This is a genomic window from Bacillus crepusculi (assembly GCF_014764715.1).
Lineage (GTDB): Bacteria > Bacillota > Bacilli > Bacillales > Bacillaceae > Bacillus.
Map to the genome: position 1 here is coordinate 322,582 of NZ_JACXXE010000001.1, position 25,910 is coordinate 348,491.

Below are 25,910 nucleotides of genomic sequence, written 5' to 3' on the forward strand. Positions count from 1 at the left end.
AGCATCAGCCGGCTATTGTTTTTTCAGACGCTTATACTCCTCTTCCATTTTCTTTGATAGTTGTTCTGGTGTGATGGAGCCTGCTAATAATTCTTGACCAGTCGTTGCCATGACAGCCCACATGCCGCTTGGTAAGTATTTTCGATCGAAATAGGGTTCAATCTTAATCTGTTCATATTGCTCATAAAATGTAGAATAATAGTTTTTGGCTTTCACTTCTTTTAAGGCTGTTTCAGAGGACGTGCCCTCTGCGATTTTCTTCGCATTTTCTGGTTTTGCTAAAAAGTCGATGAATTGTTTTGCTTCTTTTAGATGCTTTGAGTCTTTCCATGCAGCAACAGTAAAGCGTTCTCCACCAATCCAGCTTTGCTCATCTCCTTCATGAATGGCTGGAACTGGCATCGTGCCTACTTTGATCGATTGATTGAGCTCTGTTGCTTCAGGCCCTAGAGAGCCTCCAACAAAGGTGAAGGCGATTTTGTTTTGCGCCATCAGTTCAGGGGCTTGGGATAATTTCGCAGTGAGCACATCTTTGTTTAAAAGGTCTTGATCCTTCAGCTCCTTCATAAACTGTGCAAGTGGTGTATAGAAAGACCAATCAAATGATCCATTTTCAAGTTCTTTTCCATATTGATGTTTTTGATCGGTGATTAATAAAGGTGTGGCTAGCTCATCAAAGACTTGGGCGATATTTGAGTTATCTCCTCCTGGTATCCAGAGCGGTACAACCTCTCCTTTGCTCTTTTCTTTGACTGTCAGCAAAGCATTTTTGAGCTCATCCAATGTTTTAGGAACTTTCATGTTATATTCTTTTAATAGACTGGCATTAAAACTTATCCCGTCCTTCGCTTGATTTAGCGGATAAGCGTACACTTTGCCATCTTTGTCCTTTAAAATCTGGTCGAGTGAAGGATCAAGCTGTTTGACCCAATCCATATCCTTTAAATCAGCCACATACTCGCTATAGCGCAGTTTCGCCCAGCCATGCGTATCAAACAGATCGGGCATATCGTTCGCCCCCATTTTGACGCGTATCATATCTTCATAGCTGTTGCCGGGGAAATTGGCATCGATTCGAATATGTTGATGCTTCTTTTCAAAATCGCGAATCACTTCTTCAAACGCTTTTCTTTCCCCGCTGTTACTCATCGTCGAAAATAGCGTCAGGGTGACCTTTCCGTTTACTTCAGACGAGCCGTTATTGCCGCAAGCAGACAAAATAATGGCCATGATAAAAACGACAGTCAGCATCATGATTTTTTTATTCATGTGTTCCTCCTTTTAATCACTGAAAATTCTGACGATAACAGGTAGAATTCATGCAGTTGCGGAAACAAAAGAAGTCCACTATACTGGAATTCTATTCTTTTGAAAGAGATAAGAGAGCATACGGGTAGGCTGCCTTGTGCTCAGCATGATCTGGCCATCATGCTGAGCCGCTTCCTTCCTGCTTTTTTGTCTCTTTTTTGTTTGCTGAAATCATGGTTCACCCCCTTTCATGGATAAGGCATGTGCTGCCTCTTTCAATGAGTTTTGTTGGCACGACGACTTTTAGAGGGATCTTTCTTCCGTTTATTCGCTCAAGCAAAAGCTTCAGGCCGACTTCCCCCATCTCTTCTGTATATACTTTGACGGTTGTAAGCGGCGGGCTTGAAAATGAAGCGGCTTCGATGTCATTGAAGCCAACAATGGATACATCTAGAGGCACACGGAGACCGGCTTCATGTAGAGCGCGCATAGCACCAATCGCCATAGAGTCACTTCCAATGAAAAAGGCTTGTGGCAGTTTTCCTTTTTTGATGGCTTGCTGCATCAGCGTATAGCCTTCTTGCATGGAGTATTCACCAATGTGGATGTCCTCCGTATGAAGACTTCCCGCCTCCTGCATTCTTTTCATAAAAGTTGTTTGCCTTTCGTCCTCAATCACAGCGTTTCCTTCGAAATAATGCTCTCGCTCTTTTCCTCCAATATAGCCAAGGTGTGTATAGCCGAGAGATTGCAGGTGACGAATCGCTCGATCTGCCGCTCTTACAAAGTCCACATGTACGCAATCATACAAATCTTCATCTGCATAATGATTGATAAAAACAATGTGCTCCATGCGATTTGTCATTTTTTCAACCGTATCGGGGCTGATTCGACCAATGACGATCAAACCGTCTATATCCTTTAGCATCACTCCTTTGTCCATGCTTCTCAGGCGAAATGTATGGAGGGTGGACAAACCTTGTTTGGCATATTCTTTCTCAATTCCTTTTCGAATGGATGAAAAAAAGGGATCATTTAATTCTTCGTCAATGGATTGTGCAACAACGACACCGATGACTGGGGATGGGGATTCAGATGGGCTTTTTCCTTCTGCTTGCTCGGCTTTTCTTGCTCTCACTGGGGTATAGTTTAACTTCTTAGCAATGCCTAGGATGTTTTGTCTCGTTGCGTTTGAAACGGCAAGTGTTTGATCACCATTTAATACACGGGATACAGTGGAAACGGACACTTTTGCATCATGAGCAATATCTTTGAGTGTGGTCATAGGTAAACTCCTCATGGCTTATTTGACTAAATATTTACTAAAGATATTTGAAGAATAACACATAAATAAAGCGCTTTCAATTATAAATTTGCACTTTTCGTTTCGTTTTCGAGTATGTGTTGATGAGTGTGTAAGGCATTTAGTAAATTTACGTAAAAAAGAGGACGGTTTTCATCCTCTTTTTTACTATGGAAATTCAATTGAGGCAGTTTCTTTTGCAAACAATTGCTTCATTTTTTCCCAAGCGATGTCAAGTTGTTCGTGAAGTCCAAATAAACCTGAGGTGCCGATGATGTAGATCTCATTTCCAGCCTCAGCAAGGAGGCGGAAGGTGCTTTCATTACAAGAGCCGTCTACTTCGATTGAAAACGAGTATCCTCCCTTCTCTTTTACATCCTTCACCTCTTTGATTTTCTGAACCATTTCTTGGATAAAAGGCTGTCCGGCAAACCCAGGATCGATCGTCATGATGGTCACTCGGTCTATTAAATGAATATAAGCATCTAATGCTGAAACTGGTGTGGCGGGATTTAGCACAAAGCCAACCTCACATTTTCTTTGGTGGATATGCCGGATGATTCGAAAGCTGTCTTTTTGCACGACTTCTGGGTGTAAACAAATCATCGTTGCGCCTGCATCAATACATGAATCGATTAAAAATTCCTGGGGATGTTCGGCCATAAGGTGAACATCAATCGGTACATCTGTCAGTTTTCGAAGCTGTTCAATGAAAAAGGGGGATAAGGTGATATTCTTCACGTAATGACCATCCATCACGTCGACATGGTACCGATCTGCTCTCGTGTTAAGAAGATGTATTTGTTCACGGAAGTGCGTTAAATCCATGCACATCAGTGAAGGTGAAAAAAAGGCTGTCATTCTCAGGCTCCTCCTTTTTTAAAGATGAAATAAAAGCTGGATCAATCCAATTAAAATTCCGATGATCCCGAAGTCTGTATCTCCAAAAGTTGTCCCTTCAAAGCCAAGGGTTCCTAACACAGGGAGTAAACAAGCAGGTAAAAAGGAAAGAAGTAATCCATTCACAAAGGCCCCGGCGACAGCACCTCTCACCCCTCCTGTTGCATTGCCATACACCCCTGCTGTAGCGCCGCAAAAAAAGTGCGGGACAAGACCAGGGACAATGACCGTTAAACCAAACAAAGGTAAAAGAAAAATGGATACGATGCCTCCTGCAAAGCTGCATAAAAAACCGATAATGACGGCATTTGGAGCAAATGGAAAAACGGTTGGCGCGTCAAGTGCCGGCTTTGCACCTTTCACAAATCGATCGGCAATTCCTTTAAAAGCAGGCACGATTTCACCGATTGCCATCCGCACCCCTGCTAAAATAATGTACACACCAGCGGCAAAGGTAATAGCCTGAATGAGAATGAAGACAGCGAAGTTCGTGCCCCCGCTCATTTGTTCTATAAAGGGAATTCCTGCAAACGGCGCAATCGCAAAGAACAGCAAAGCCATCGTAATCGAAATGGCAACCGATGTATCTCTTAGAAAGCCGAGTGATTTAGGCACTTGAATGGTTTCCGTTGATTTCTCTGGACGACCGACCCATTTGCCGATCATTCCCGCTGTAAAATAACCGAGGGTACTGAAGTGTCCAAGCGCGAGATCATCGCTTCCGGTAACTTTCCTTGTGAATGGCTGAAGAATAGCGGGTGCAATGACCATAGCTGTGCCTAATATAATCGAACCAGTGGTGACAAGAAATCCTCCTTGCATGCCGGCTGTCGAGAGAACGACTGCAAGCATTGCGGCCATATACAAGGTATGGTGACCTGTTAAAAAGACGTATTTAAAGGGCGTGAATTTTGCCAGTATTAGATTAACCAGCATGCCAAAAATCATAATGAGAGCCGTTTGTGTACCGAATTCCTTTTGAGCAATGGCCGCCATGGCATCTGTATTTGGGACAACCCCTTGAATGTGAAAGGCTGCTTCAAACATTTTCCTGAAAACCCCAAGTGAATCAGACACGACTGTGGCACCCGCTCCTAATATTAAAAAGCCCATGGTTGTTTTCAAGCTGCCTGACACAGTATCTGCGGCCGATTTTTTCTGTAAAAGTAAACCGGCCAGTGCAAACAAACCGATGAGAATTGCCGGTGTGCCCAATATATCGTTCATAATCAGTTCTATCATGATGTGAATCCCCCTTTTTCGTGGCTTATATGTGTTTGCGAAGGACGTCTTTAATGGCTTCCTGGTCTAACAAGTTATTTAATCCAGCGACCTTTCTTGTGCCGTCATCGAGCTGGTCAATAATATCTGTTGCTCCGATATACAGATCGGCCTGTTCATTTTTACTTGTGCTGAGATCGGTATGATCCACTTCAGCAAAAAGGCCTAACTCTTCTAATGCTTTTTTGACATTCATTTCTACGATAAAGCTGCTTCCTAATCCGTTTCCGCACACAACAAGAATTTTTTTCATTCTCTTTTTCCTCCTTTATATTTGTGAAAATTGATCAATTAGTTCTTGAACTGATGCTAATTCCTTTGCTTCAACCAATTGTTGAATCCGTTTTTCCTCGCTTAACAGCATGGTCAGCTGTTTGAGTGCTTTCAGGTGGGTCATACTGTCAATGGCTGCTAGTACAATGATGAGGCGAACCTGTTTTTCTTCATCGTTAGAGAAGAAAACGGGCGGTTCGAATGACATGAGTGACATGCTTAATTTGTTCACGCCATCCTCTGGTCTAGCATGCGGAATGGCTACTTGTGGTGCAATGACAATATAAGGACCATTTTGATGAACGGACTGAATCATGGCTTCCACATAACTTCTCTGAATGGCATTTTGATCGAGTAAAGGCTGTGCTGCTTTGGCGATGGCCTCTTGCCACGTTTCTGCCGTTTGCTGGAGCTGAATGGTTTTTTCTGTTAATAAATCGTTTAACACTGGTTTCCACCCTTTCTGATGGGATACATATGCGGGATGAAGCAGCTCCTTAAGATCACGAAGCAGTGCTTTTTCATTTTGTATGATGGTATGCTGCTGAATAATGTTGAATAAAGCGTCCACATTTTTCTCATCAAGCCTGGCTTCTGCGCCTTCCCCATATTGAAGCAACGTTTTTTTCTCATAGGCAGTGAGAATAGGATGAACGAGGTGAACGGGTTTTCCTTTAAACGAAATAGGTGTTGTTGATACAACGAAGTCGACATCAATGGATGACATGTCTTCATATGAACGCTTTGATAATAGCTCACGTACTTCGATGTAACCGATTAATTCGATAAGCTGTGTTTTCAGCATGTGACTTGTGCCAATTCCTTCACCGCACACAATGTATACAGAACGCCGCACTATTGGTGAAATCCCTTCTCTTCTCATCCAACCACCAAAATGCATCGCCACATATGCAATTTCATGGTCGCTCATCTTTGAGCAGGTCGCCTGTTCTAAATGGCATACGACCTTTTGAGTCATGTCAAACACCTCTGGCTGTGCTTTTTTAATAGAATCTGTTAATTCATTGATGATATCAATGTGATAGATGAGTCTGTAATAGGCCGGGATGAGATGCATCGTCAAGTTTTGCTCCAAGGCTTCGTACTCTTGAAAGGAAATACATGCATACCGCTGGAAGTCAAAAATCATTTGTCTGGCAATGGTGCGAATGAGATGCTCTTCTGGCTTTTTACTTGATGGAAGCTTTTGTTTCTTGGCGCTAAGCCATAGCGTACTAAGGAAATAGATTTCATCATCATGAACATGAAGGCCGGTTTCTTTTTGAATCCGTGCCATGAAACGAATAGCCGCCAAGCATTCATCTGTTTCCTGCAATGTACGCTTTTCTTCGTTTGAAAGATGTACAGCACGTCCTAGCTTTATCCGTTTGAAGTAGAAAAAGAGATCCAAAGACAGCTGATCCAGCATGTCATCTGCAAACTCGAGCTTAAGCTCTTGTTCTGACTGCTCGAGTAGATGGTGTAACCGTTTATATGAAATAGGCCCCTTTAACCAAAACGATGGAAACGTTTTTTCATTTTTTATCATTGTGCGAATGAAATGAATATAGGGTTTCAGCGCCAATCGAATCGCTCTTTCTTCACCTGAAATCAAATAGCCACAGGCTGCCTGATAGTGGAGTGTGAGCTGCTGCTTTGAAAGTGCTTCTTTTAGCTGTTTCATATCTTCAAGCAATGTATTCCGGCTCACCTTTGTCATCTTCATAAAATCATCAATTCTTAGGCGTTTCTCACTGCATGCAATGGATAAGAGCAGGATGGCCCTTCTTTCCTTTACACATGGTTCATAATCATGGCCAACGAGAATGGTGTCGGCTTTTTGAATAATGACTTCTTTTTCATGTGGGTTTAAATAGTAGCCAAGTTGATCCTTTCGCTGAACACCACTAAGCTGATGAGTTTCCAGCCAGCTATTCATGCGTTTGATTTCAGTGTAGACGGTTCGAGTAGAGACATTTAGTCGATTCTGTAAATCTTCTATTGATAAATAAGATGTCGCGTGAAGCAGCATTGATAGTAAAGTAGTGCCCCTTTTGGTTAAGTGCAGTTGGAATTCCTCCCTTCTTCCCTTTGGTTATAAGTCTAATCAACTCACATGCGTCAAAGAAGCCCAAATGTCTTCAGCAAATGTTGTGCAGGTTTTTGGGTGCTCTTTTGCCATAAGAAAACAGCACACCCGTATGAATGTGCTGTTTTCAGTGAGCTTACTTACCCTTTGATGACTATACTTCGAGAGGACGACAAGTACAGTCGATCCTCATAAAAGAAACGCTGTCCTCGATACGGCTGCCGTAGACCAGCTGAGCATGCTCCTCTCGTTTGGTCGCATTTTTCAACAGCTTAGTTCTGTATAAAAAAGCGGACACTAATCAAGGCACTAAATGTGCTCAATGAATCAGTATCCGCAGGCTCTTTCTTCTGGACAGAATATTTCGTTCGTTTTTTATGTATCTATCATATGATGCTCCAAACAGGAAAAAAGGCACCATATTTTCTCGGTAATACAAATAAAAAAGTGCCCATAAACATGGACACTTTAGTTCTATTATTCCCAAAACGCATCCCCTTCAGAATCAATATACTTCTGAAGGACAGTTTCAAAGTCTCCATCAAGCAACCTATTTTCTAAAGCGTCTTCATACAGAAAAGACTCAGACTTTTCCTTATTTGTTATCAAGTAGCTCTCTTCAAAAAAGAAACTTTAGATATTATTTGACAATTTGGCTTTGTCTTCTTCTATATCCTGTTGTTTTATTGTAACGTATTACACCAACACTCTATGCCTTTATTAAACCGTTCTCCTTTAGAAACCGTTCGAATAATTCATCACCTTTATCCTCAATATGTTCATCATCAATAGTATACTCTCCAACCAACAAACCAAAATCATCGTATTTTTCATATTTTTGTCCAAGTTTTACACCATAGCTTTCTTGATCAAAAAACAATAACCATTTTCCTGAATCTAAACTTTTAAAAAACACACCTTCGTAATCTAAATTATTTTCATAATAACCTACATGTAAATGCATTGTATCGTCTAAATTAAGCAACGTTGATCTCTCCTTTAGAAAATAACATGGTGATCTTTTAGATTAGGTGGAACGTGATAATGTAGAACAGCAGGTCTTCCATGTTTTATTGTGCCAAATGACATTAAAATAATATCAACCTTTGCTGTTTTCTAGCGCTCTTTCTATCTGCCGGACCTTAATTTCATTTAGATATTCCTCATTCAGTAGAGAAGGAAAAAGCCCCTTTTCTGTTATCTTCCTTCTCGCATGAGATTCCAAAGTATCCATCTAATAAATGCGATAAAACAGAAACCACGGTTTTGATTGTTTGAGCGTTATCTTTCTTAGTTCAATCCTCCTTTTATCATCAGTCATACTTTCAGCTGAACACATCTTCAGAAAATGTGTGTAGCCTTTGGATCCTTTTTTCCATAAAAAAGCACACCGGCATCAGTGTACTTTTTACGACTTAGACTTAAGCAATTGCAGCTCTTGGTCCATCATATCTGCCGCTTCGGTAATAAATTGAATGATCAAGTCTAATTCTTCTCGTGTGTATTCGTTTGTAAGCTGTTTTGTTGATGCCGATAAGGATTGGAAGAGTTCTTTTACCTGTGATTTCCCCGCTGTTAGCGGGACAATGATGACTCTTCGTTTGTCTTTTGGGTCCTTTTCTCTTTTAGCGTAGCCAGCTTTTTCAAGCCGGTCAATAAGAGCTGTGACGGCACCTGAGCTAAGGCCTGTCTTTTCACTTAATTCCCCTGCTGTGAGGGGGCCGAGTTCGTTTAATAAATCCGCTGATTTGAGATCTGTTGGAAAAAGGCCGAGCGATTGAGCGGCCGCTTGGTGGAATAAAACTGTTCGTGTGGCGAGGCGCCTCATCGTATGTATGATCAGATCCGCTTTGTCTTCTGCTTCGTTCTTTATTGACAACTTGTTCTCCTCCCTTTAAAATCAATTTATCTTGATCATCAAGATAAATGTTCTCTGACTTTATATTTAAGTTGATCATAGCAAAAATAAGGAGAGAACGTAAGCAGGAGGTAAATGAAATGAATACTGTGGATCAAGGCAAGGCATCCACTCGCTTTGTTGTCATCGGTTTGCTGTTAGGAATATTTATGGCGGCGATGGACAATACCATTGTAGCAACAGCAATGGGAAGCATCGTAGCAGATTTGGGCAGTTTTGATAAATTTGCTTGGGTGACGGCTTCTTATATGGTGGCAGTAATGGCTGGAATGCCGATTTATGGAAAGCTTTCTGATATGTATGGTCGAAAGCGTTTTTTTCTGTTTGGACTTATTTTCTTTTTAATTGGATCTGCGCTGTGCGGTATCGCACAAACGATGGATCAGCTCATTATTTATCGAGCTATCCAAGGGCTTGGCGGCGGTGCCCTTCTTCCGATCGCCTTCACCATTATCTTTGATATCTTCCCGCCTGAAAAGCGCGGAAAAATGTCCGGTATGTTTGGTGCAGTGTTTGGTTTATCGAGTGTACTAGGACCACTCTTAGGAGCTATTATCACAGATTCAATCGGCTGGCATTGGGTTTTCTATATTAACGTGCCAATTGGTATTGTTAGTGTGTTCTTGATTGCCAGATACTATCAGGAATCGCTAGAACATCGCAAGCAAAAAATTGACTGGTCAGGTGCTATCACACTTGTCGTGGCGGTAGTGAGCTTGATGTTCGCATTAGAGCTTGGCGGTAAATCTTATGCGTGGGATTCGGTGCAAATCCTGACACTATTTGCTGTGTTTGTTGTCTTTGGTACCATCTTCTTTATTGTTGAGCGTAAAGCGGAGGAACCGATTATTTCATTTTGGATGTTTAAAAATCGTTTATTTGCGACATCTCAAATTTTGGCGTTTTTATATGGCGGGACATTTATTATTCTTGCTGTCTTTATCCCTATTTTCGTACAGGCGGTGTACGGTGAATCTGCGACAAGTGCAGGCTTCATCTTAACACCGATGATGATTGGGTCTGTCATTGGCAGTATGATTGGCGGAACGATGCAGACGAAGGTGCCATTTAGACGGCTTATGACCATTTCTGTCATTTCATTTTTCGCTGGGATGCTGCTGCTTGCCAATATGTCACCAGATACAGCTAGACTGTGGCTCACAATCTTTATGATGATATCAGGATTTGGTGTCGGCTTCAGCTTCTCCCTTCTGCCGTCAGCTTCAATGAATGATCTCTCTCCGCGCTACCGCGGCAGTGCAAACTCGACCAATTCATTTATGAGATCACTTGGCATGACACTTGGTGTCACGATTTTTGGGACGATTCAAACCAATGTCCTATCGAATCGCTTAACAGATGCCTTTAGTGGAATGAAAGGAAGCCCTTCTCAAATTGGCGATCCACAAGCCATTTTCCAAGAGGGTGCCCGCTCACAAATTCCGCCTGATATTTTAAATAAAGTCATTGATGCGATGTCACAAAGTATTACGTATGTATTTTTGATTGCGTTATTCCCGATTGCGCTTGCGGCGATTACGGTCGTATTTATGGGGAATGCACGAGTACGCACATCAAATGAAATGAAAGAAAGCGAATGATGTGAAAAAGCAGAGCGATGCGGCTCTGCTTTTTTTTTGTCTTATTGATATAAAGGATATGCTTTTCCTTCACTGCCAACGATTCGTATTTTCGATGTGACCATGTCTTTTGCTGCTTGTTTTGCTTTTTGTAAATACATACGTGGATCTAAGCTTTCAGGCTCGTTTGAGAAATGATCACGTATGGCCTCGGAGTATGCATTTTTGAGTTCAGTTGAGACATTGACCTTTGCCATACCAAGTGCGACACATCGTCTGACGTCCTCGTCTGGTACAGCGGAACCACCGTGCAGGACAAGAGGTACATCGACAAGCGATGCAATTTGTTCAATACGGTCAAAGTCAATATCCGGTACTCCTTTATAAATGCCGTGGGCGGTGCCGATCGCAGGCGCTAAAGTGGGTACCCCTGTTTCTTCTACAAATTGACGGCACTCAGATGGTATGGCTTTTTCAGCATCCTTTTCATCTACTACGATATCATCTTCTACTCCGCCAACCTTGCCTAGCTCTGCCTCGACATTCACACCTACTTTTAATGCCAGGTTCACGACTTCTTTTGTGCGGCGTACATTTTCTTCGTATGAATGCATGGATGCATCAATCATAACGGATGTATACCCCGCTCGAATACAGGTGAGAATCACATCAAAGTCCGTACAGTGATCCAGGTGCAGACCGATTGGGATTTGATATTGATCAGCCGCCGCCTTGACTGTATCTGCAATCGCTTTTGCTCCAAGAGATTGAACTGTTCCAACCGTTGTTTGCAAAATGACAGGTGATTTTAATTCTGCGGCCGTTTCGAGCACCCAATAGATACTGTCAAAGGAGTGCACATTGAATGCAACGATTCCGTATTGTTCTTTTTTTGCGGCTTCTAGCATCGGTGTTGTTGAAAGTAAAGGCATTGTCAAACATCCTCTCTAGTCAATATGTCTGTTTTTAAGATAGCAAGCATGTCTTCATCTGTTCTTGCTTCGAGCAGCTTTTGTCGTTTCGCTTCATCCATTAATCCTCGTGAAAGAGCAGAAAGAGCCTTTAGATGAGTGGTCCCTGCTTCATTTTTGGGGATCAGTAAGGATAAGAAGAAAAAGCAAGGCTTTCCATCAAAAGCGTCCCATTCAATGCCGGTTTCAGTGCGGACGATCACGAGTGCTGGTTTTGTGATGGCGTCTGTTTGTGTATGCGGAATGGCAAATCCATCTTGAAATCCAGTTGTGCTTAGTGCTTCTCTTTCAGCTAAGCCCTTTTTAACATCCTCTAGTGATGTACAAATACCTGCTTTATAAGCAATGTCAGCAATGGCAGCGAAAACGCCAGCCTGTGACGACGCGGTTTCATGAAGATTCATATAAATATGTTCCATCATTTCTCTTCCTCCCTATTAAACGGCCGGTTTGTCTATTTTCTTGCGGTAAAGTCCGTATAAAATGGCACCTACAAGTGATCCGATTAATATGGAAAGCACCCACTGGAATGCGCCTGTGACGACTGGAAGGACAAGGAACCCGCCATGCGGAGCTGGAACCTGTACGCCAAAGAGATACGTCAATATAGCAGAGATGGCGGAACCAAACATGATAATTGGCAGGACAACAATCGGGTTTTTAGCCGCAAATGGGATAGCCCCTTCTGTTATATGTGTCGCTCCTAGAATATAGTTGATGGCCCCTGCATTTCGTTCCTGCGGTGTAAAATGTTTTCGGAAAATCGTTGTGGCAATCGCAATGATAAGCGGTGGTGTGATACATGCTGCTGACACACCCGCCATGAAGTAAAGATTGCCTTGTGCAAGTAAAGCCGTTCCTGTCACATAGGCTGCTTTGTTAAAAGGACCACCCATATCAAATCCACACATCGCTCCAACAATTAAGCCTAAGAGCAGCGGATTTGTGGATTGAACGGATGAGAGGAAATCCATTAATGAATTATTTAGCCCTGTAATAGGAACTAATAGAGGGGTCATAACAGCCCCAATGAAGAAAATACCGATGACAGGATAGATGAAGATTGATTTTAATCCGTCAAGTGATGCAGGTAATTTTTGAAGCAGGAATTGAAGGAGTACGATGATATACCCTGCTGCAAAACCTGCGATAATACCACCTAAGAATCCAGCGCCTCCATCGTTTGCAAGCAGACCGCCGATAAATCCGACAACCATCCCTGGGCGTCTAGCGATTGAATCAGCAATAAATGCTGCTAAAATAGGCACCATTAAGCTAAAGCCGAGTCCGCCAATGCTTTTCAAGTAGGCAGCAAACGGATGATACGTTTCATGCTGAGGATCAGCAGAATAGATGCCGAATAGAAAAGAAATGGCAATTAAGACCCCGCCTCCTACGACGAATGGAAGCATGTGTGATACACCATTCATTAAGTGTTTATAGATGGTGTGTATCCATTTATTTGCCGCCTTTTGTTGAGAGGGTGAAGGAGCAGATGTTTTCTCCGTTACAGAAGCCCTTCCTTTCACTTGATGAACGGGAGCATCTCCATTTAAAATGCTCTGGATCAGCTCATCAGGCGTACGAATGCCTTTTGATACAGGCACTTCTATGAGTGGTTTTCCGTGAAACCGGTCTGTGTGCACATCTTTGTCAGCTGCCACAATGACCCCATCAGCTTCCATAATGTCTTGATCAGTTAAAGCGTTTTCAATTCCAACTTGACCATGCGTTTCGACTTTGATATCGACCCCTAATTGCTCAGCAGCGATTTTTAATGCCTCAGCTGCCATAAATGTGTGCGCAATGCCTGTGGGACACCCAGTTGCAGCGACAATTTTTTTACGGCTCATGTTTATTCCCCCTTATATCTTGTGAATGTGTATTTGGTCAATCAATTCATGAATGTCATGTAAATCACTTAGGCCTTTAGAAAATGCGGTAGATGCTCCCGTGGCAATGCCGTAGCGTAAGCACTCTTCAGGTGAATGTCCTTCAAGCTGTTTACTAATAAATGCTGCGAGCATGGCATCTCCTGAACAAGCAGTGTTTACCACTGTGCCTGCTGGTGCGTTTCCTTTTATTACGGCGTCCTTCGCCATGAATAAAGCTCCTTCTCCTCCGCGGGAAATGAGCACTTGCTCTGCACCCATCTCGATAAGTTTTTCTCCTGATTGAATGAGTTCTTTTTCTGACAATGGATGTGTTTTGCCGAAAAAAGCGGCTATTTCTTCTTCATTCGGTTTTAATAAATACGGCTTGTACTGAAGCGTCTCAAGAACCGCTACTGAGCTTGTATCTAAAATGAATTTGACGCTCTGTTGATGGCAAATTGCCGCAATTTCTGAAAAAATGCTGGCTGGTACGCCCTTTGGCAGACTGCCTGACATAATGAGGATACCGCCTTGCGGGATTGCTACAATTTTCTCACGAAAGGCGTGAAGTGCTTTTTCCTGAATGGCAGGACCTTGATTCACGAGCTTGTATTCTTCTGTTGTATTGATAAATACGTTAATGCGCGTGATTCCTTCAACTGGGATAAAATCTGTTCGAATGGAAAGGTCTTTTAAGGATTGTTCTATATAAGAACCAGAAAACCCGGCAATAAAGCCTAATGCGGTGCTGTTAACACCATATTTTTTTAGCATAATCGACACATTGACGCCTTTTCCATTCGGTTGATAATCTTCATCTTCCGTGCGGTTCACTGTATTTGCCCGCATTTCTTTTAATGCAATATATAGGTCAATAGCAGGGTTTAAGGTGCAGGTATAAATCATTTGGTTTCACCTTCTTTCTTTTCTCTAAAGAAAGTATCTCATACGATTCAGTCAAAATGTTTTCAGATTGTGTAAAGGTTTTCATGAGGAAAAGCCTTCCAGCACAAAGTCTAGAAGGCTTTCTTATCGGCTATTTCATTCGGATCACGTAGGCGTCTAATAAAATGCGGGCAATAACATGCAAAGAAAGACGGGACCTCACTTCATAATCTGGGAAGAAAGATTGTTCGCCTTTATATCCGACTAGTGTCATGTCAGATATTTTACTTAATGTAGAATCAATTCTTGTTGTGACGGTGATGGTCGTGACCTGCTTCATACTGAGATTTTGACAAGCTTCCACGAGCTCTGCTGTTTCACCATTTAATGAAACAAAGATGGCCAGTTCGTTTTTGTCAATGTCTCGCGATTTTAACCGAATGATATTCGGGTCGTCATGTACTTCACATATTTTTCCGATGAGCTGTAATTTAATGGTCATCTCTTTGGCAATCATCTCTGAAAAGCCTCTGCCAAAAATATAAATTTTATCTGCATCATGTATTTTTTGAACGGCATCTTCAATTTGCCCAATACTTTGCAGCTGTATCGTCTTTAAAACCTCTTCTTCATTTTTTCGAATGGCGAGTTTAATGTCTTCATCGATATTTTTGAGCTGGTCGCTTTCATCAGTCATTTTCTTTTCTTGTTTCAAACGATATTTAAAGGATGTATAGCCGTTGTAACCAATTTTCTTCATCAGTCTGACAATCGTGGCTGTCGACACATTGGCTCGTTCACTTAATGTGACGATGGATAAGGTGGAGATATCCTCTAAATGCTGGTGAATATAATGGAGTAAGTACCGTTCTGTTTCACTTAATGTTTGATACACATCACTTGGAATATTAAATAATGGTTCATTCAATTTGGATTCCCCCTTACTTATTTCATACTATAATTAAATGCCCTATGAAAACAAGGTGATTCTTTTGTCCTGTATTTTTTATTAGAAGGTGATATGAGTTAAATTTTATTTTTAACATAAACTACGAAAAAGCCGTGTCTGTTTGAAAGGAGCTGATACCTATGCTTCATCTGTTATTTTTTCTGATTCTTCTCTATGTCGTATATGTATTTTTGACCGCATTTGTTTTGTTTTATTTACCGGTACAAAAAGCATGCAAGGAGCATTGCATTTATAAAGCCTCATCGATCTCAGGAGACGACCAAGGCACAAATCAAGTCATGCTTCTTGACGACGGGTTTGAGTCTGGCCAGGTCAGAATCCAAATGATTCGCGAGGCTAAAAAGATCATTCGTCTAAGTTATTATTCCATTCAAAAGGGAAAAACAGCCGAATGGATACTAGGGGCTTTAATTGAAGCTGCTGATCGAGGAGTGAAAGTCCAGCTTTTGTTAGATGGCATCTGCCACAGCCTGCGCGGACCGCTGAAGCATTTGCGTTATGCTGTGGCAAATCATCCAAACATGTCGATTCGTTTTTATGAGCCCTTTCGTTTTTTCAAGCCATGGACGTGGCATAATCGCCTTCATGATAAGCTGCTATTGGCAGATGGAAGGGTCGCTGTAATGGGCGGAAGAAATATCGGTGATAAATACTTTGCAGATCAGCCGCCGAAGGACTTTGCTTATGACCGCGATGTGCTTCTTTATAACAGCAAAAAAGGAAAAGTATTAGATGAAATGGAGCAATATTTCGTCTATTTATGGAATCATGATTTTACGAAAAGAACAAAAGATGTGTTCTCTAAGCAAAAAGCGAAAAAAGGGTTAAAATTGCGCAAACAGCTTCTTAGGTCTTATCAAGAAGCAATGCGCACGAAAGAACCCTTTGTCATGTCCTCCTTTGATTGGGCAGCAGATGCCACTCCTGTGAAACAGATTGCCTTTTTCACAAATCCAGTGGAGCGATTCAATAAGCGTCCTCTCTTGCTCAAAAAGCTAAACGATCTCGCTCATCGGGCAAAGCGGTCTGTGCTCATACAAACACCTTATGTCATCCCAACACGCCCGATGAAAGACGGACTCACTCCCTTAGCTAGTGAGATTCAAACGACAGTTGTCACAAATTCTCTTACAGCGACACCAAATCCGTTAGCTTTTGCAGGATATTTAAGCACGAAAAAGGAACTGATGAAAACAGGCGTTCATTTGTATGAATATGAAGGTCCGTATTCCATTCATGGAAAATCGATGGTAATTGATGATTATTTAAGTATTATCGGGACATATAATTTAGATGCCAGATCCAGTTTTTTAAATACGGAATCGATTTTGGTGATTGATAGTGCACCATTTGCATTATCGCTTACGAAGGCAATAGAGCGAAAAATCGCCTATAGTGTTCTTGTCGCTAAGGACCACACAGAATATAAGGCGAGCACGTACGGGCATAAAAAAAAGCCTTTGATGAAAAGGCTCCTTTTAAATGGTTTATCCGCGATAACGGTTCTATGGCGGCGATTGATCTAAAAAAGGGCGGCTACTTTTGTAGCAGCCCTTTTTCTTGCGATGGATTCTCGTCTGCTGGCTCTAATTTGGTCAGCTTAAATACCAAGATCCCAGCGACAATGACAATCACACCTATTAGTTTTGTCAAAGAAAATTCCACTTTCTCTAACCCGAGCCAGCCGAGCGAATCAAACAAAAGCGCGCAGCCTAGCTGTGAGGTGAGGACAATCGAAATCCCATAAGTGGGGCCAAGACGTTTGATGCTTTGAACAAGGCAGATGACCACCCCTACCCCAATGGCTCCGCTTATCCAGTACCAAGCTTCCATATGTCTTAATTGAAACATGCCAGTTCCTTCTAACATAAGGCCCATCAAGAGTGAAGCTATAAAGCCCATTCCAAGGACAAGGGTCGTCGTGGACCAAGAGCCTGTATGCTCATTGACTTTACTGTTAAAAATGGTTTGTAGGCTGACGAGTGCGCCAGCAGTGATTGCTAATAGTATTCCTATGATCATATAGACATCCCTTCATTTCTTCTATTCATAAATGTTGTGCTCTGCTATTTCTAAGAGCCCTTTCCGGTCACGAATCGTAATGTTCCCTCTTTGCCTATCAATCAGCCCTTTTTCCGTGAATTGCTGAATGACTCGGTTAAGATGGCGGTAGCTCGTTCCAATTAAGCTTGCCGCATCAGTGAGGCGAAGTGGGCGTTCGCTCGCACTGTCATCACCTGTTAGGACAGACAATAAGTAGCTTGCGAGCCTGACCTCCACAGGATATAAAAGGTGGAAGCTCAAATCGTTTGATTTCGTATAAAATTTGTTTGTGATGCCTTTTAGCAAAAAGGTTAAAATGCGGGGGTCATCCTTCGCATGGCGCATGAGTGCTTGATGAGAAATTCTGAGCATATGTACTTCTGTGACGGCTTCGACTGTATTGACCATATCTGTCTGCTGGACGTATTCAATATCTCCAATCGCTTCAAGAGGGTTTTTAAAGCAAAGAATAAAGGTTTTTCCTTCCTTTGTGGTGGTGAAAATCTTTAATTTTCCTTTCACTAATAAGTACATGTACTCCCTCTTATCCCCTTTCGAACAAATCAGCTCACCTTGCTCAAAGTGCCACAACGTCACATGTGACATTAAGTTCTCATGAAAGATATGTTGTAATTGATGTGCCTTGAGATAAGAGGAAAAAAGAGATTCATCATGAAGCTCTTCCATTTAACGCCCTCCTTTATAGCTTTAAAATGATCACGCCTGCGATCATCAACAGTATTCCTGCATAATGAGGCCATTTCATTTTCTTCTTCTGTACACCAAACCATCCTTTTGCATCGATGGCAAAGGTAAACGCAAGCTGTGCGATGAGTAAAGCAGCGATCGTGAGTGTTACACCAATGATTTGAATGGCAGTGACCTCATTAAAAATAATAATGGCTGCAAATGCACCGCCAATTAAATAAAGAGGCTGCACTTTTTTGTATTCCTTAAAGTGGCCATCCCGTACGATGAGTAAAATGACGAGAGAGATGATAAACCCTGTCAGCTGCGTAATGGTTGCCGCCTGCCACGTCCCAATATCTTGACTAATTCTGGCGTTGGCTACGCCTTGTAGTGTAATACAAGCGCCTCCTAATAAAGCGAAAATAACACCTTTCATTCGTTCAAAAGCTCCTTCTTTTTTCAGTCTAGTTCTATTAAATGATAGATGCCCTGATGTTGAAAAGGACATATGTCCCACTTTGCGTATTATATCAGAAACTTTTTCTTTTGCAGTTTCTTCGTTTTAGATTTTTCACAGTGGGTACAGTTTTATATGAGCTGAAAACAGAATATTGAATGAATCACATATAAAAAGGAGACATGTCAAAATGAGAAATCAAGAGAAACATTTTATTAACGGAGAATGGGTTGCATCAACAGGAAACGAAACGACGGAGGTCATCAACCCTGCTACAGAGGAAGTCATTGGCACCATTAGCTTAGGAACAAAAGAAGATTTAGATAAAGCAGTGAAAGCAGCTCGTGCCGCCTTCCCTTCTTTCTCAAAAACATCACGACATGAACGAGTAGATATGCTGGAAAACATCGTGCGCGGGTACGAAAAGCGTAAGGATGAACTTGTAGAAGTGATGACCCAAGAGCTTGGTGCACCACTTAAAGTATCAGAAGAGGTTCATTACAAAATGGGTCATGAACATTTTTCTAAAGCAGCGGAGGCACTTAAATCTTATACATTTACTGAGGACCGCGGCGGACATACCATTATAAAGGAAGCCATTGGTGTCAGTGGACTCATTACACCGTGGAATTTCCCAACAAATCAAACATCACTTAAAATTGCTGGTGCCACTGCAGCAGGATCACCTGTCGTTTTAAAGCCTGCGGAAATTACCCCATTTGCCGCGATGATTCTTGCGGAAATCATTGATGAAGCAGGTGTACCAAAAGGTGTCTTTAATCTAGTAAACGGAACTGGTGACGTCATTGGTGACGGCATTAGCTCACACCCTGATATTGATTTTGTTTCATTTACAGGTTCAGGTGCCGTCGGCTCTAAAATTATGGAAAATGCTGCTGATAATATTAAAAAAGTGGCCCTTGAGCTTGGCGGAAAATCCCCTCTGATCGTCTTAGATGATGCAGATGTGGATGAGGCAGCCGAAACCGCCATTCATCATATTGCGATGAATACAGGTCAAGTATGCTCTGCAGCTACACGTGTGCTTATTCCAGAATCAATGAAAGACGCATTTGAAAAAGCGCTGCTGAATGCCCTGCCGAAATTTACAGTCGGTGACCCGAGAGAAGATCATGCCACTGGCCCGCTTGTCTCCAAAAAGCAATGGGATACCGTGCAATCTTATATTGAAAAAGGAATTGAAGAAGGTGCTACCCTGCTTGCTGGGGGAACTGGAAAGCCGGACGGAATAGATAAAGGATATTTCGCCAAGCATACCATTTTCACCAATGTGAAAAATGATATGACCATTGCGCAAGAAGAAATTTTTGGACCGGTCATGAGTGTGATCACGTATCAAGATCTAGATCATGCCCTTGAAATCGCCAATGATACGGTTTATGGCCTTGCTGGGTATGTGGTTGGGAAAGATGAAAAAACATTAAAATATGTCGCTGAACATATTCGTGCTGGCCAAATCACCATTAACAATGCCGAAACAGATTACTATGCCCCGTTTGGCGGCTTTAAGCAATCTGGTATCGGAAGAGAATGGGGAGACTTCGGTATTGAGGAATATTTAGAAGTGAAAGCTGTGATGGGACTTCCAACAGCATAAGTGAAATAGAAAAAAGGAAAAGAAGGCAAAGGGCTAAAATCAACATTATTTTAGCCCTTTGTCACCAATGTGAAGGAAAACGGTGATCCGTTTTCCTTTTTTATGCCTTCTCCCCTATTTGCGCATTTTTGGTCATTAGAAATCTTAATCATGACAATCAATATTATATATTTTACTTAATGGCAAACTTTCGGTAAAGTTCAAATTGAACCTATATATATAATTCCTATCGAATTAATCTATGTTTATATTCCTTGTGAGGTGGATATCGTTGCAACTTCATGTATTGAACAGTCCGTTTAGCCAGGAGCAGGCAGAGCTACTCAATCAGCTGCTTCCGGCTTTAACAGATCAACAAAAAATTTGGCTTACCGGTTATTTATCAGCACAGACAGCTCTAGCCGGATCAGAAACTGCTACTCAGGTCCCTTCTGCCGCAGCACCTGCGCAGCCTGTCAGCAAAGATGTGACCGTACTTTATGGCTCACAAACCGGCAATTCCGAAGGGTTAGCAAAAAAGACAGCACAGCATCTTGAAAAGAAGGGCTTCCAAGTGACGCTCGCTTCTATGTCAGATTTTAAACCAAATAATCTGAAAAAAACAAACAATTTACTGATCATCGTCAGCACACATGGCGAGGGCGATCCGCCTGATAATGCCCTTTCTTTCCATGAATATGTTCATGGGAGACGTGCGCCAAAGCTTGACCATTTAAGCTATTCTGTCCTTTCACTAGGTGATAGCTCCTACGAATTCTTCTGTCAGACAGGAAAAGAATTTGACGAGCGTTTAAAAGAACTTGGCGGAACGCGTCTTTTTGATCGAGTGGACTGTGACCTTGATTATGATGAGCCGTTTTCAGAATGGCTTCAAGGCGTTTCCTCCTCTTTGAGTGAAGGTGAAGCTGTATCACTGCCGCAAGAATCAGAAGGAGTAAACAATCAAGCCGTTTCTGAATACTCAAGAACCAATCCTTTTTATGCTGAAGTGCTTGAAAATATCAACCTAAATGGACGCGGATCTAATAAAGAAACACGTCACTTAGAGCTTTCTCTTGAAGGATCGGGCCTCGTTTATGAGCCAGGTGATAGCCTTGGCATTTACCCGACAAATGATCCTGCGCTTGTCGATGAACTGATTAAAACATGCGGATGGAATGCAGAGGAAGCCGTCACCATTCATAAAAACGGAGACACTCTTCCTTTAAAAGAAGCACTCACCTCGCATTTTGAGATTACGGTTTTAACAAAACCACTTCTTCAAAAGATCGCTGCACTGACAAAAAGCGAAGCCTTGCATGCCCTTTTAGAAGAAGGAAACGAAGAAAAACTGAAAGAATATATAGCTGACCGGGACCTAATAGATGCAGCTCGTGATTTCGGTCCTTTTGAAGGAACAGCAGCAGATTTTACGTCTATTTTAAGAAAAATTCCTGCACGTCTTTATTCGATTGCAAGCAGCCTCAAAGCAAATGAAGATGAGGTTCATTTGACAATCGGTGCTGTCAGATATGATGCGCACGGGAGAGAACGTCAAGGTGTCTGCTCGATCTTATGTGCAGAGCGCTTGCAGCCAGGTGATACGCTGCCTGTTTATATTCAGCACAACCAAAACTTTAAGCTTCCTGACGATCCTGATGCACCGATTATTATGGTCGGACCAGGCACAGGCATCGCTCCTTTCCGTTCGTTTATGCAGGAGCGTGAGGAAATTGGTGCAAACGGAAAGTCATGGTTATTCTTCGGTGATCAGCACTTTGTGACGGATTTCTTATATCAAACAGAATGGCAAAAGTGGTTAAAAGATGGTGTCTTAACGAAAATGGATGTGGCTTTCTCAAGAGATTCAGAGGAAAAGGTATATGTCCAGCACCAAATGAAGAAACAAAGTAAAGAATTATTCGAATGGCTGGAGCAAGGTGCCTATGTATATATTTGCGGAGATGAAAAGCATATGGCGCATGATGTTCATCGTACCCTTCTATCGATCATCCAAGAGGAAGGTGCAATGAGCAAAGAGAAAGCAGAAAGCTATTTAGCGAACTTGCAGCAGCAAAAACGCTATCAGCGTGACGTTTATTGATTTGATGCTTGAAAGAAAGGAGCTTTTACTTACATGGTGAAGACAGCATTAACAGCGCCGGATGGACCTCCGAGCGACGTAGAGGAAATTAAAGAAAAAAGTGATTATTTACGGGGAACGTTAAAAGAAGTGATGCTTGATCCAATTTCAGCGGGAATTCCTGATGATGACAACCGTCTGATGAAGCATCACGGCAGCTACTTGCAGGATGATCGTGATCTCAGAAATGAACGACAAAAACAAAAGCTTGAGCCCGCCTATCAATTTATGCTGCGTGTACGTCTGCCTGGCGGAATCGCTACCTCCAAGCAGTGGCTTGTGATGGATGAGCTTGCTCATAAATACGGAAACGGTACGTTAAAGCTGACAACTCGTGAAACCTTTCAGCTTCACGGTATTTTAAAATGGAACATGAAAAAGACTATTCAAGACATCCATTCCACTATGCTTGATACGATCGCAGCTTGCGGCGATGTGAACCGGAATGTCATGTGTACGTCAAACCCCTATCAATCAGAAGTACACCAAGACGTGTACGAGCTGGCCAAAAAATTAAGTGATGACCTGCTTCCAAAAACAAGAGCGTATCACGAAATTTGGCTTGATGAGGAAAAGGTAGCGGCAACGCCTGATACGGAGGTTGAGCCGATGTATGGTCCGCTTTATTTGCCAAGAAAGTTCAAGATTGGGGTGGCGGTCCCTCCTGCTAACGATATTGATGTCTTTTCGCAGGATCTAGGTTTCATTGCCATTATTGAAAATGATCAATTGGTCGGCTTTAATGTCGCAATTGGCGGCGGAATGGGTATGACGCATGGTGATACTGCGACCTACCCTCAGCTGGCAAAGGTCATCGGCTTTTGCTTACCTGAACAGGTTGTGGACATTGCAAAACAGGTCATCACCATTCAGCGTGATTACGGAAACCGTTCCGTGCGAAAAAATGCCCGCTTTAAATATACGGTGGATCGGCTCGGACTTGAGAATGTAAAAGAAGAGCTAGAGCGACGCCTTGGGTTTTCCCTTTTAGATGCAAGAGATTATCACTTTGACCATAACGGGGACCGTTATGGCTGGGTAAAAGGCATCAATGGTAGATGGCATTATACAATGTTTGTAGAAGGTGGACGTATCACAGATTATGATGATTATCCGCTAATGACAGGCATTCGTGAAATTGCAAAGATTCATACGGGTGATTTCCGCTTAACAGCGAATCAAAACTTGATCATTGGAAATGTCACATCTCATAAAAAGAAACAAATCGAGCAGCTCATTCAGGAATTCGGTTTGTCAGATGGCCAGCAGCACTCTGCACTGCGCCGTAGTTCAATGGCTTGCGTTTCTCTTCCAACATGCGGCTTAGCGATGGCTGAAGCAGAACGCTACCTCCCGCGTTTGATTGATAAAATCGAAGACATTGTCGAGGAAAACGGCTTAAGTGATAAAGAAATCACGATTCGAATGACTGGATGTCCAAATGGATGTGCTCGTCATGCTTTAGGTGAAATTGGCTTTATCGGAAAATCACCTGGCAAATACAACATGTATCTTGGTGCTGCGTTTGATGGCAGCAGGTTAAGTAAACTGTACCGGGAAAATGTGGGTGAGGAAGATATTTTAAAAGAACTTGGCTCTCTTCTCCCCCGCTATGCAAAAGAACGAGAAGAAAATGAACATTTCGGTGATTTTGTGATACGGGCAGGGATTGTGAAAGAAACAACAGATGGAACGAATTTTCATGTGCAATAAAAAAAGACAGGAATCATCCCTGTCTTTTTTTATTGATTCTGTTTCCTTTTCAAGTATTCGCAAATGCCCTTATACACATTTGGATTATCTAGTGATGAAAGATCTGGTGAAGGCTGCTGTTCATATGCTGCTTTTAGTAAACGCCGGACAATTTTTCCGTTTCTAGTTTTCGGTAAAGCTGAAATAAGATGAATCTCCTTTGGTGTGAGCGCTTTTCCCGCATGTGAAGCAACATGTGCTTTGAGCTCTTGAATGAGCTTTGTTTCTTCAAAAGAGTGTGAACCGCTCACAATGAAACAGACAAGCGCCTCCCCCTTCACCTCATCCTTTACCCCAATGACAGCGGCCTCATGCACGGCCGGATGCCAGGCAAGGATGGATTCAATTTCTGCTGGGCCGATGCGTTTACCTGCTGTATTAATGACATCATCCGATCTGCCGGTGATATGGAATTCTCCGTCCTCTGTTTGCATCACCCAATCACCATGTGTCCATACGCCAGCAAATCGTTTGAAATACGTATCTTCATAACGCTCAGGCTCATTCCAAAAACCACATGTCATGCCGACCCATGGCTTTTTCACAACAAGTTCTCCTACTTCATTCGTGACGCTCTGTCCTGCGTCATTCAGCACATCTGCTGCCATTCCTAAGATTGCCGCATTAAAAAGGATTGGTTTGATTGGACGAAGCAGCGTGCTTCCCACAATGCCGCCAGAGACTTCAGTCCCTCCGGAGTAATTTAAGATGGGAATGTTCTTTTCGCCGATTGTGTCAAAAAGCCATTGCCACGGTGCTTCATTCCAAGGTTCACCTGTAGAAATGATGGCTTTGACATGTGGCAGCTTCATACCTGCAAGGTCTTGCTGCATCGCAGAACGAACAAATGTAGGTGAAAGCCCAAATTGGGTGACTTTTTGCTTGTGGATGAATGACCAAAGCTGCCTTTCATCTGGATAATCGGGTGCACCGTCATATAGAACAATCGCGGCTCCATTGATCAAGCCGCCAAAGACGAGAAACGGTCCCATCATCCAGCCCATGTCTGTGAGCCAAAACAAGCGGTCTCCAATTGCGACATCCATACAAAGACCGGCATCAAAAGCCGCTTTCACAGGGAAGCCTGCGTGTGTATGAACGGCTCCTTTTGGTGTACCGGTTGTTCCAGAAGTGTATAAGATCATGAGAGGATCTTCATTTGTGACATAGGTCGTACCCTTCATCGGTTCTTCTTTTAATAAATCATTTAGTTTTACATCATCTTCATATCCAGTATGAGAGGTAGCGTGCACAATGACTGTTTTGACGGTATTTGTTTTTTCAATCGCATCCGCTACACATTCTCGCATGTTGATGGTCTTCCCCCGGCGCATCATGCCGGAGCCTGTGACGACAATAGTTGCACCTGACGCACGAATACGTACGGCAAGAGGCTCACTTCCGTAGCCCGAGAAGACCGGACTAAAGATCACGCCAATCTTTGCAAAGGCAAGCATGACGGCAACCGTTTCAGGAAGCATCGGCATATAGATGATCGCTATATCCCCTTTTTGAAGCCCTTTTTTCAAAAAACCAGCTGCGAGGCGATTCACTTTTTCCTGAAGGTCGAGGTACGTCCATCTTCTCTCTTCCCCTGCTTCATTTCCCCAAATCACCGCTGGTTGATGTTTGGTCTCTTCTTTCTCTGCCCATTTGTCCACGGCCGTTTCGGTCACGTTTAGTAGACCGCCCTTATACCACTTTGGCCACATGAATGATTCTTGACCTAATGTAGCTTCATACGGCACCTTCCACTGTATGCCGATGGCTTTTTCAGCTTCTCTCCAAAACCAATCGGTACGCTCGATACTAGCTTGATAGAACGCATCATAAGAAGAAAAACCAAGTGAGTGCATCCATTTGTAAAGTCGTGTTTTTTGGATCATCTGCTCCTCCGGTACCCATGCTGGCTTTAGGTTTATCATGAGGCTTGCCC

The 25,910-nt window shown here is 42.5% G+C and carries 21 protein-coding genes and 1 pseudogene; 5 read left to right on the forward strand and 17 right to left on the reverse strand.

Features of this window, described 5'->3' with window-relative positions:
* Positions 1-12: 12 nt before the first annotated feature.
* The 8 genes from IEE86_RS01620 to IEE86_RS01655 form a co-directional block, all read right to left on the reverse strand.
* Positions 13-1,269, reverse strand: a complete 1,257-nt coding sequence (locus IEE86_RS01620) for an ABC transporter substrate-binding protein (protein ID WP_191095635.1) — start codon at positions 1,267-1,269, stop codon at positions 13-15.
* Between the two features lie 217 nt (positions 1,270-1,486).
* Positions 1,487-2,533, reverse strand: a complete 1,047-nt coding sequence (locus IEE86_RS01625) for a LacI family DNA-binding transcriptional regulator (RefSeq protein ID WP_191095636.1) — start codon at positions 2,531-2,533, stop codon at positions 1,487-1,489.
* A 186-nt stretch (positions 2,534-2,719) separates the two neighbouring features.
* The gene (gene alsE, locus IEE86_RS01630; RefSeq protein ID WP_191095637.1) at positions 2,720-3,412 is read right to left on the reverse strand and encodes a D-allulose 6-phosphate 3-epimerase; all 693 of its coding nucleotides are present in this window, start codon (positions 3,410-3,412) and stop codon (positions 2,720-2,722) included.
* An 18-nt stretch (positions 3,413-3,430) separates the two neighbouring features.
* On the reverse strand, positions 3,431-4,693 hold the full coding sequence (locus IEE86_RS01635; protein ID WP_191095638.1) for a PTS ascorbate transporter subunit IIC: 1,263 nt from the start codon (positions 4,691-4,693) through the stop codon (positions 3,431-3,433).
* Positions 4,694-4,718: 25 nt separating this feature from the next.
* Entirely contained in the window at positions 4,719-4,985 is a 267-nt protein-coding gene (locus IEE86_RS01640; protein ID WP_191095639.1) for a PTS sugar transporter subunit IIB, read from the reverse strand.
* A gap of 15 nt (positions 4,986-5,000) precedes the next feature.
* Entirely contained in the window at positions 5,001-7,073 is a 2,073-nt protein-coding gene (locus tag IEE86_RS01645; protein ID WP_263479564.1) for a BglG family transcription antiterminator, read from the reverse strand.
* Between the two features lie 730 nt (positions 7,074-7,803).
* Positions 7,804-8,079 (reverse strand): DUF3986 family protein, encoded by a 276-nt coding sequence (locus IEE86_RS01650; protein ID WP_224740729.1) that lies wholly within the window; start codon positions 8,077-8,079, stop codon positions 7,804-7,806.
* A gap of 423 nt (positions 8,080-8,502) precedes the next feature.
* Positions 8,503-8,922 (reverse strand): MarR family transcriptional regulator, encoded by a 420-nt coding sequence (locus IEE86_RS01655; protein WP_224740775.1) that lies wholly within the window; start codon positions 8,920-8,922, stop codon positions 8,503-8,505.
* Between the two features lie 170 nt (positions 8,923-9,092).
* On the opposite strand from IEE86_RS01655, the pseudogene IEE86_RS01660 reads away from it, so the two are divergent.
* A pseudogene (locus IEE86_RS01660) lies at positions 9,093-10,611 on the forward strand (MDR family MFS transporter); the annotation flags it as partial.
* Positions 10,612-10,654: 43 nt separating this feature from the next.
* On the opposite strand, the gene IEE86_RS01665 reads toward IEE86_RS01660, so the two are convergent.
* From IEE86_RS01665 to IEE86_RS01685, 5 genes are all read right to left on the reverse strand, one after another.
* Positions 10,655-11,524 (reverse strand): class II fructose-bisphosphate aldolase, encoded by an 870-nt coding sequence (locus tag IEE86_RS01665; protein WP_191095643.1) that lies wholly within the window; start codon positions 11,522-11,524, stop codon positions 10,655-10,657.
* A 2-nt stretch (positions 11,525-11,526) separates the two neighbouring features.
* On the reverse strand, positions 11,527-11,985 hold the full coding sequence (locus tag IEE86_RS01670) for a PTS sugar transporter subunit IIA (protein ID WP_191095644.1): 459 nt from the start codon (positions 11,983-11,985) through the stop codon (positions 11,527-11,529).
* Between the two features lie 15 nt (positions 11,986-12,000).
* Positions 12,001-13,416: a PTS fructose transporter subunit IIC gene (locus tag IEE86_RS01675; protein ID WP_191095645.1), complete on the reverse strand. Its 1,416-nt coding sequence runs from the start codon at positions 13,414-13,416 to the stop codon at positions 12,001-12,003.
* 12 nt (positions 13,417-13,428) lie between these two features.
* Positions 13,429-14,343, reverse strand: a complete 915-nt coding sequence (pfkB, locus tag IEE86_RS01680; protein WP_191095646.1) for a 1-phosphofructokinase — start codon at positions 14,341-14,343, stop codon at positions 13,429-13,431.
* Positions 14,344-14,473: 130 nt separating this feature from the next.
* Entirely contained in the window at positions 14,474-15,250 is a 777-nt protein-coding gene (locus tag IEE86_RS01685) for a MurR/RpiR family transcriptional regulator (RefSeq protein WP_191095647.1), read from the reverse strand.
* A gap of 161 nt (positions 15,251-15,411) precedes the next feature.
* On the opposite strand from IEE86_RS01685, the gene IEE86_RS01690 reads away from it, so the two are divergent.
* The gene (locus IEE86_RS01690) at positions 15,412-16,818 is read left to right on the forward strand and encodes a phospholipase D-like domain-containing protein (RefSeq protein WP_191095648.1); all 1,407 of its coding nucleotides are present in this window, start codon (positions 15,412-15,414) and stop codon (positions 16,816-16,818) included.
* Positions 16,819-16,828: 10 nt separating this feature from the next.
* Here IEE86_RS01690 and IEE86_RS01695 read toward each other — a convergent pair whose 3' ends face one another.
* From IEE86_RS01695 to IEE86_RS01705, 3 genes are read right to left on the reverse strand one after another with little or no spacing between them, the layout of a single operon-like run.
* Positions 16,829-17,314: a DMT family transporter gene (locus IEE86_RS01695; RefSeq protein ID WP_191095649.1), complete on the reverse strand. Its 486-nt coding sequence runs from the start codon at positions 17,312-17,314 to the stop codon at positions 16,829-16,831.
* Positions 17,315-17,335: 21 nt separating this feature from the next.
* Positions 17,336-18,022, reverse strand: coding sequence for a Crp/Fnr family transcriptional regulator (locus IEE86_RS01700; protein ID WP_191095650.1), 687 nt, complete (start codon positions 18,020-18,022; stop codon positions 17,336-17,338).
* Positions 18,023-18,035: 13 nt separating this feature from the next.
* The gene (locus IEE86_RS01705; RefSeq protein ID WP_019744156.1) at positions 18,036-18,461 is read right to left on the reverse strand and encodes a DMT family transporter; all 426 of its coding nucleotides are present in this window, start codon (positions 18,459-18,461) and stop codon (positions 18,036-18,038) included.
* Positions 18,462-18,672: 211 nt separating this feature from the next.
* Between IEE86_RS01705 and IEE86_RS01710 the strand changes: the two genes are divergently transcribed.
* The 3 genes from IEE86_RS01710 (at position 18,673) to cysI (ending at position 23,935) form a co-directional block, all read left to right on the forward strand.
* On the forward strand, positions 18,673-20,100 hold the full coding sequence (locus tag IEE86_RS01710) for an aldehyde dehydrogenase family protein (protein ID WP_191095651.1): 1,428 nt from the start codon (positions 18,673-18,675) through the stop codon (positions 20,098-20,100).
* A gap of 271 nt (positions 20,101-20,371) precedes the next feature.
* The gene (locus IEE86_RS01715; protein ID WP_191095652.1) at positions 20,372-22,183 is read left to right on the forward strand and encodes an assimilatory sulfite reductase (NADPH) flavoprotein subunit; all 1,812 of its coding nucleotides are present in this window, start codon (positions 20,372-20,374) and stop codon (positions 22,181-22,183) included.
* A 33-nt stretch (positions 22,184-22,216) separates the two neighbouring features.
* Positions 22,217-23,935 carry an assimilatory sulfite reductase (NADPH) hemoprotein subunit gene (gene cysI, locus IEE86_RS01720; RefSeq protein WP_191095653.1) on the forward strand — a complete coding sequence of 573 codons (1,719 nt, stop codon included), beginning with the start codon at positions 22,217-22,219 and terminating at the stop codon, positions 23,933-23,935.
* A gap of 29 nt (positions 23,936-23,964) precedes the next feature.
* Here cysI and IEE86_RS01725 read toward each other — a convergent pair whose 3' ends face one another.
* Positions 23,965-25,899, reverse strand: coding sequence for an AMP-binding protein (locus IEE86_RS01725; RefSeq protein ID WP_191095654.1), 1,935 nt, complete (start codon positions 25,897-25,899; stop codon positions 23,965-23,967).
* Positions 25,900-25,910: the final 11 nt, after the last annotated feature.

Coding starts and splice junctions, on each gene's coding strand:
- IEE86_RS01700 (WP_191095650.1), bottom strand. CDS start 18,022: ATGGAAGAGCTTCATGATGAATCTCTTTTTTCCTCTTATCTCAAGGCA.
- alsE (WP_191095637.1), bottom strand. CDS start 3,412: ATGACAGCCTTTTTTTCACCTTCACTGATGTGCATGGATTTAACGCAC.
- IEE86_RS01690 (WP_191095648.1), top strand. CDS start 15,412: ATGCTTCATCTGTTATTTTTTCTGATTCTTCTCTATGTCGTATATGTA.
- IEE86_RS01695 (WP_191095649.1), bottom strand. CDS start 17,314: ATGATCATAGGAATACTATTAGCAATCACTGCTGGCGCACTCGTCAGC.
- IEE86_RS01710 (WP_191095651.1), top strand. CDS start 18,673: ATGAGAAATCAAGAGAAACATTTTATTAACGGAGAATGGGTTGCATCA.
- IEE86_RS01640 (WP_191095639.1), bottom strand. CDS start 4,985: ATGAAAAAAATTCTTGTTGTGTGCGGAAACGGATTAGGAAGCAGCTTT.
- IEE86_RS01705 (WP_019744156.1), bottom strand. CDS start 18,461: ATGAAAGGTGTTATTTTCGCTTTATTAGGAGGCGCTTGTATTACACTA.
- pfkB (WP_191095646.1), bottom strand. CDS start 14,343: ATGATTTATACCTGCACCTTAAACCCTGCTATTGACCTATATATTGCA.
- IEE86_RS01620 (WP_191095635.1), bottom strand. CDS start 1,269: ATGAATAAAAAAATCATGATGCTGACTGTCGTTTTTATCATGGCCATT.
- IEE86_RS01635 (WP_191095638.1), bottom strand. CDS start 4,693: ATGATAGAACTGATTATGAACGATATATTGGGCACACCGGCAATTCTC.
- IEE86_RS01670 (WP_191095644.1), bottom strand. CDS start 11,985: ATGATGGAACATATTTATATGAATCTTCATGAAACCGCGTCGTCACAG.
- IEE86_RS01655 (WP_224740775.1), bottom strand. CDS start 8,922: ATGAGGCGCCTCGCCACACGAACAGTTTTATTCCACCAAGCGGCCGCT.
- IEE86_RS01665 (WP_191095643.1), bottom strand. CDS start 11,524: ATGCCTTTACTTTCAACAACACCGATGCTAGAAGCCGCAAAAAAAGAA.
- cysI (WP_191095653.1), top strand. CDS start 22,217: ATGGTGAAGACAGCATTAACAGCGCCGGATGGACCTCCGAGCGACGTA.
- IEE86_RS01625 (WP_191095636.1), bottom strand. CDS start 2,533: ATGACCACACTCAAAGATATTGCTCATGATGCAAAAGTGTCCGTTTCC.
- IEE86_RS01725 (WP_191095654.1), bottom strand. CDS start 25,899: ATGATAAACCTAAAGCCAGCATGGGTACCGGAGGAGCAGATGATCCAA.
- IEE86_RS01675 (WP_191095645.1), bottom strand. CDS start 13,416: ATGAGCCGTAAAAAAATTGTCGCTGCAACTGGGTGTCCCACAGGCATT.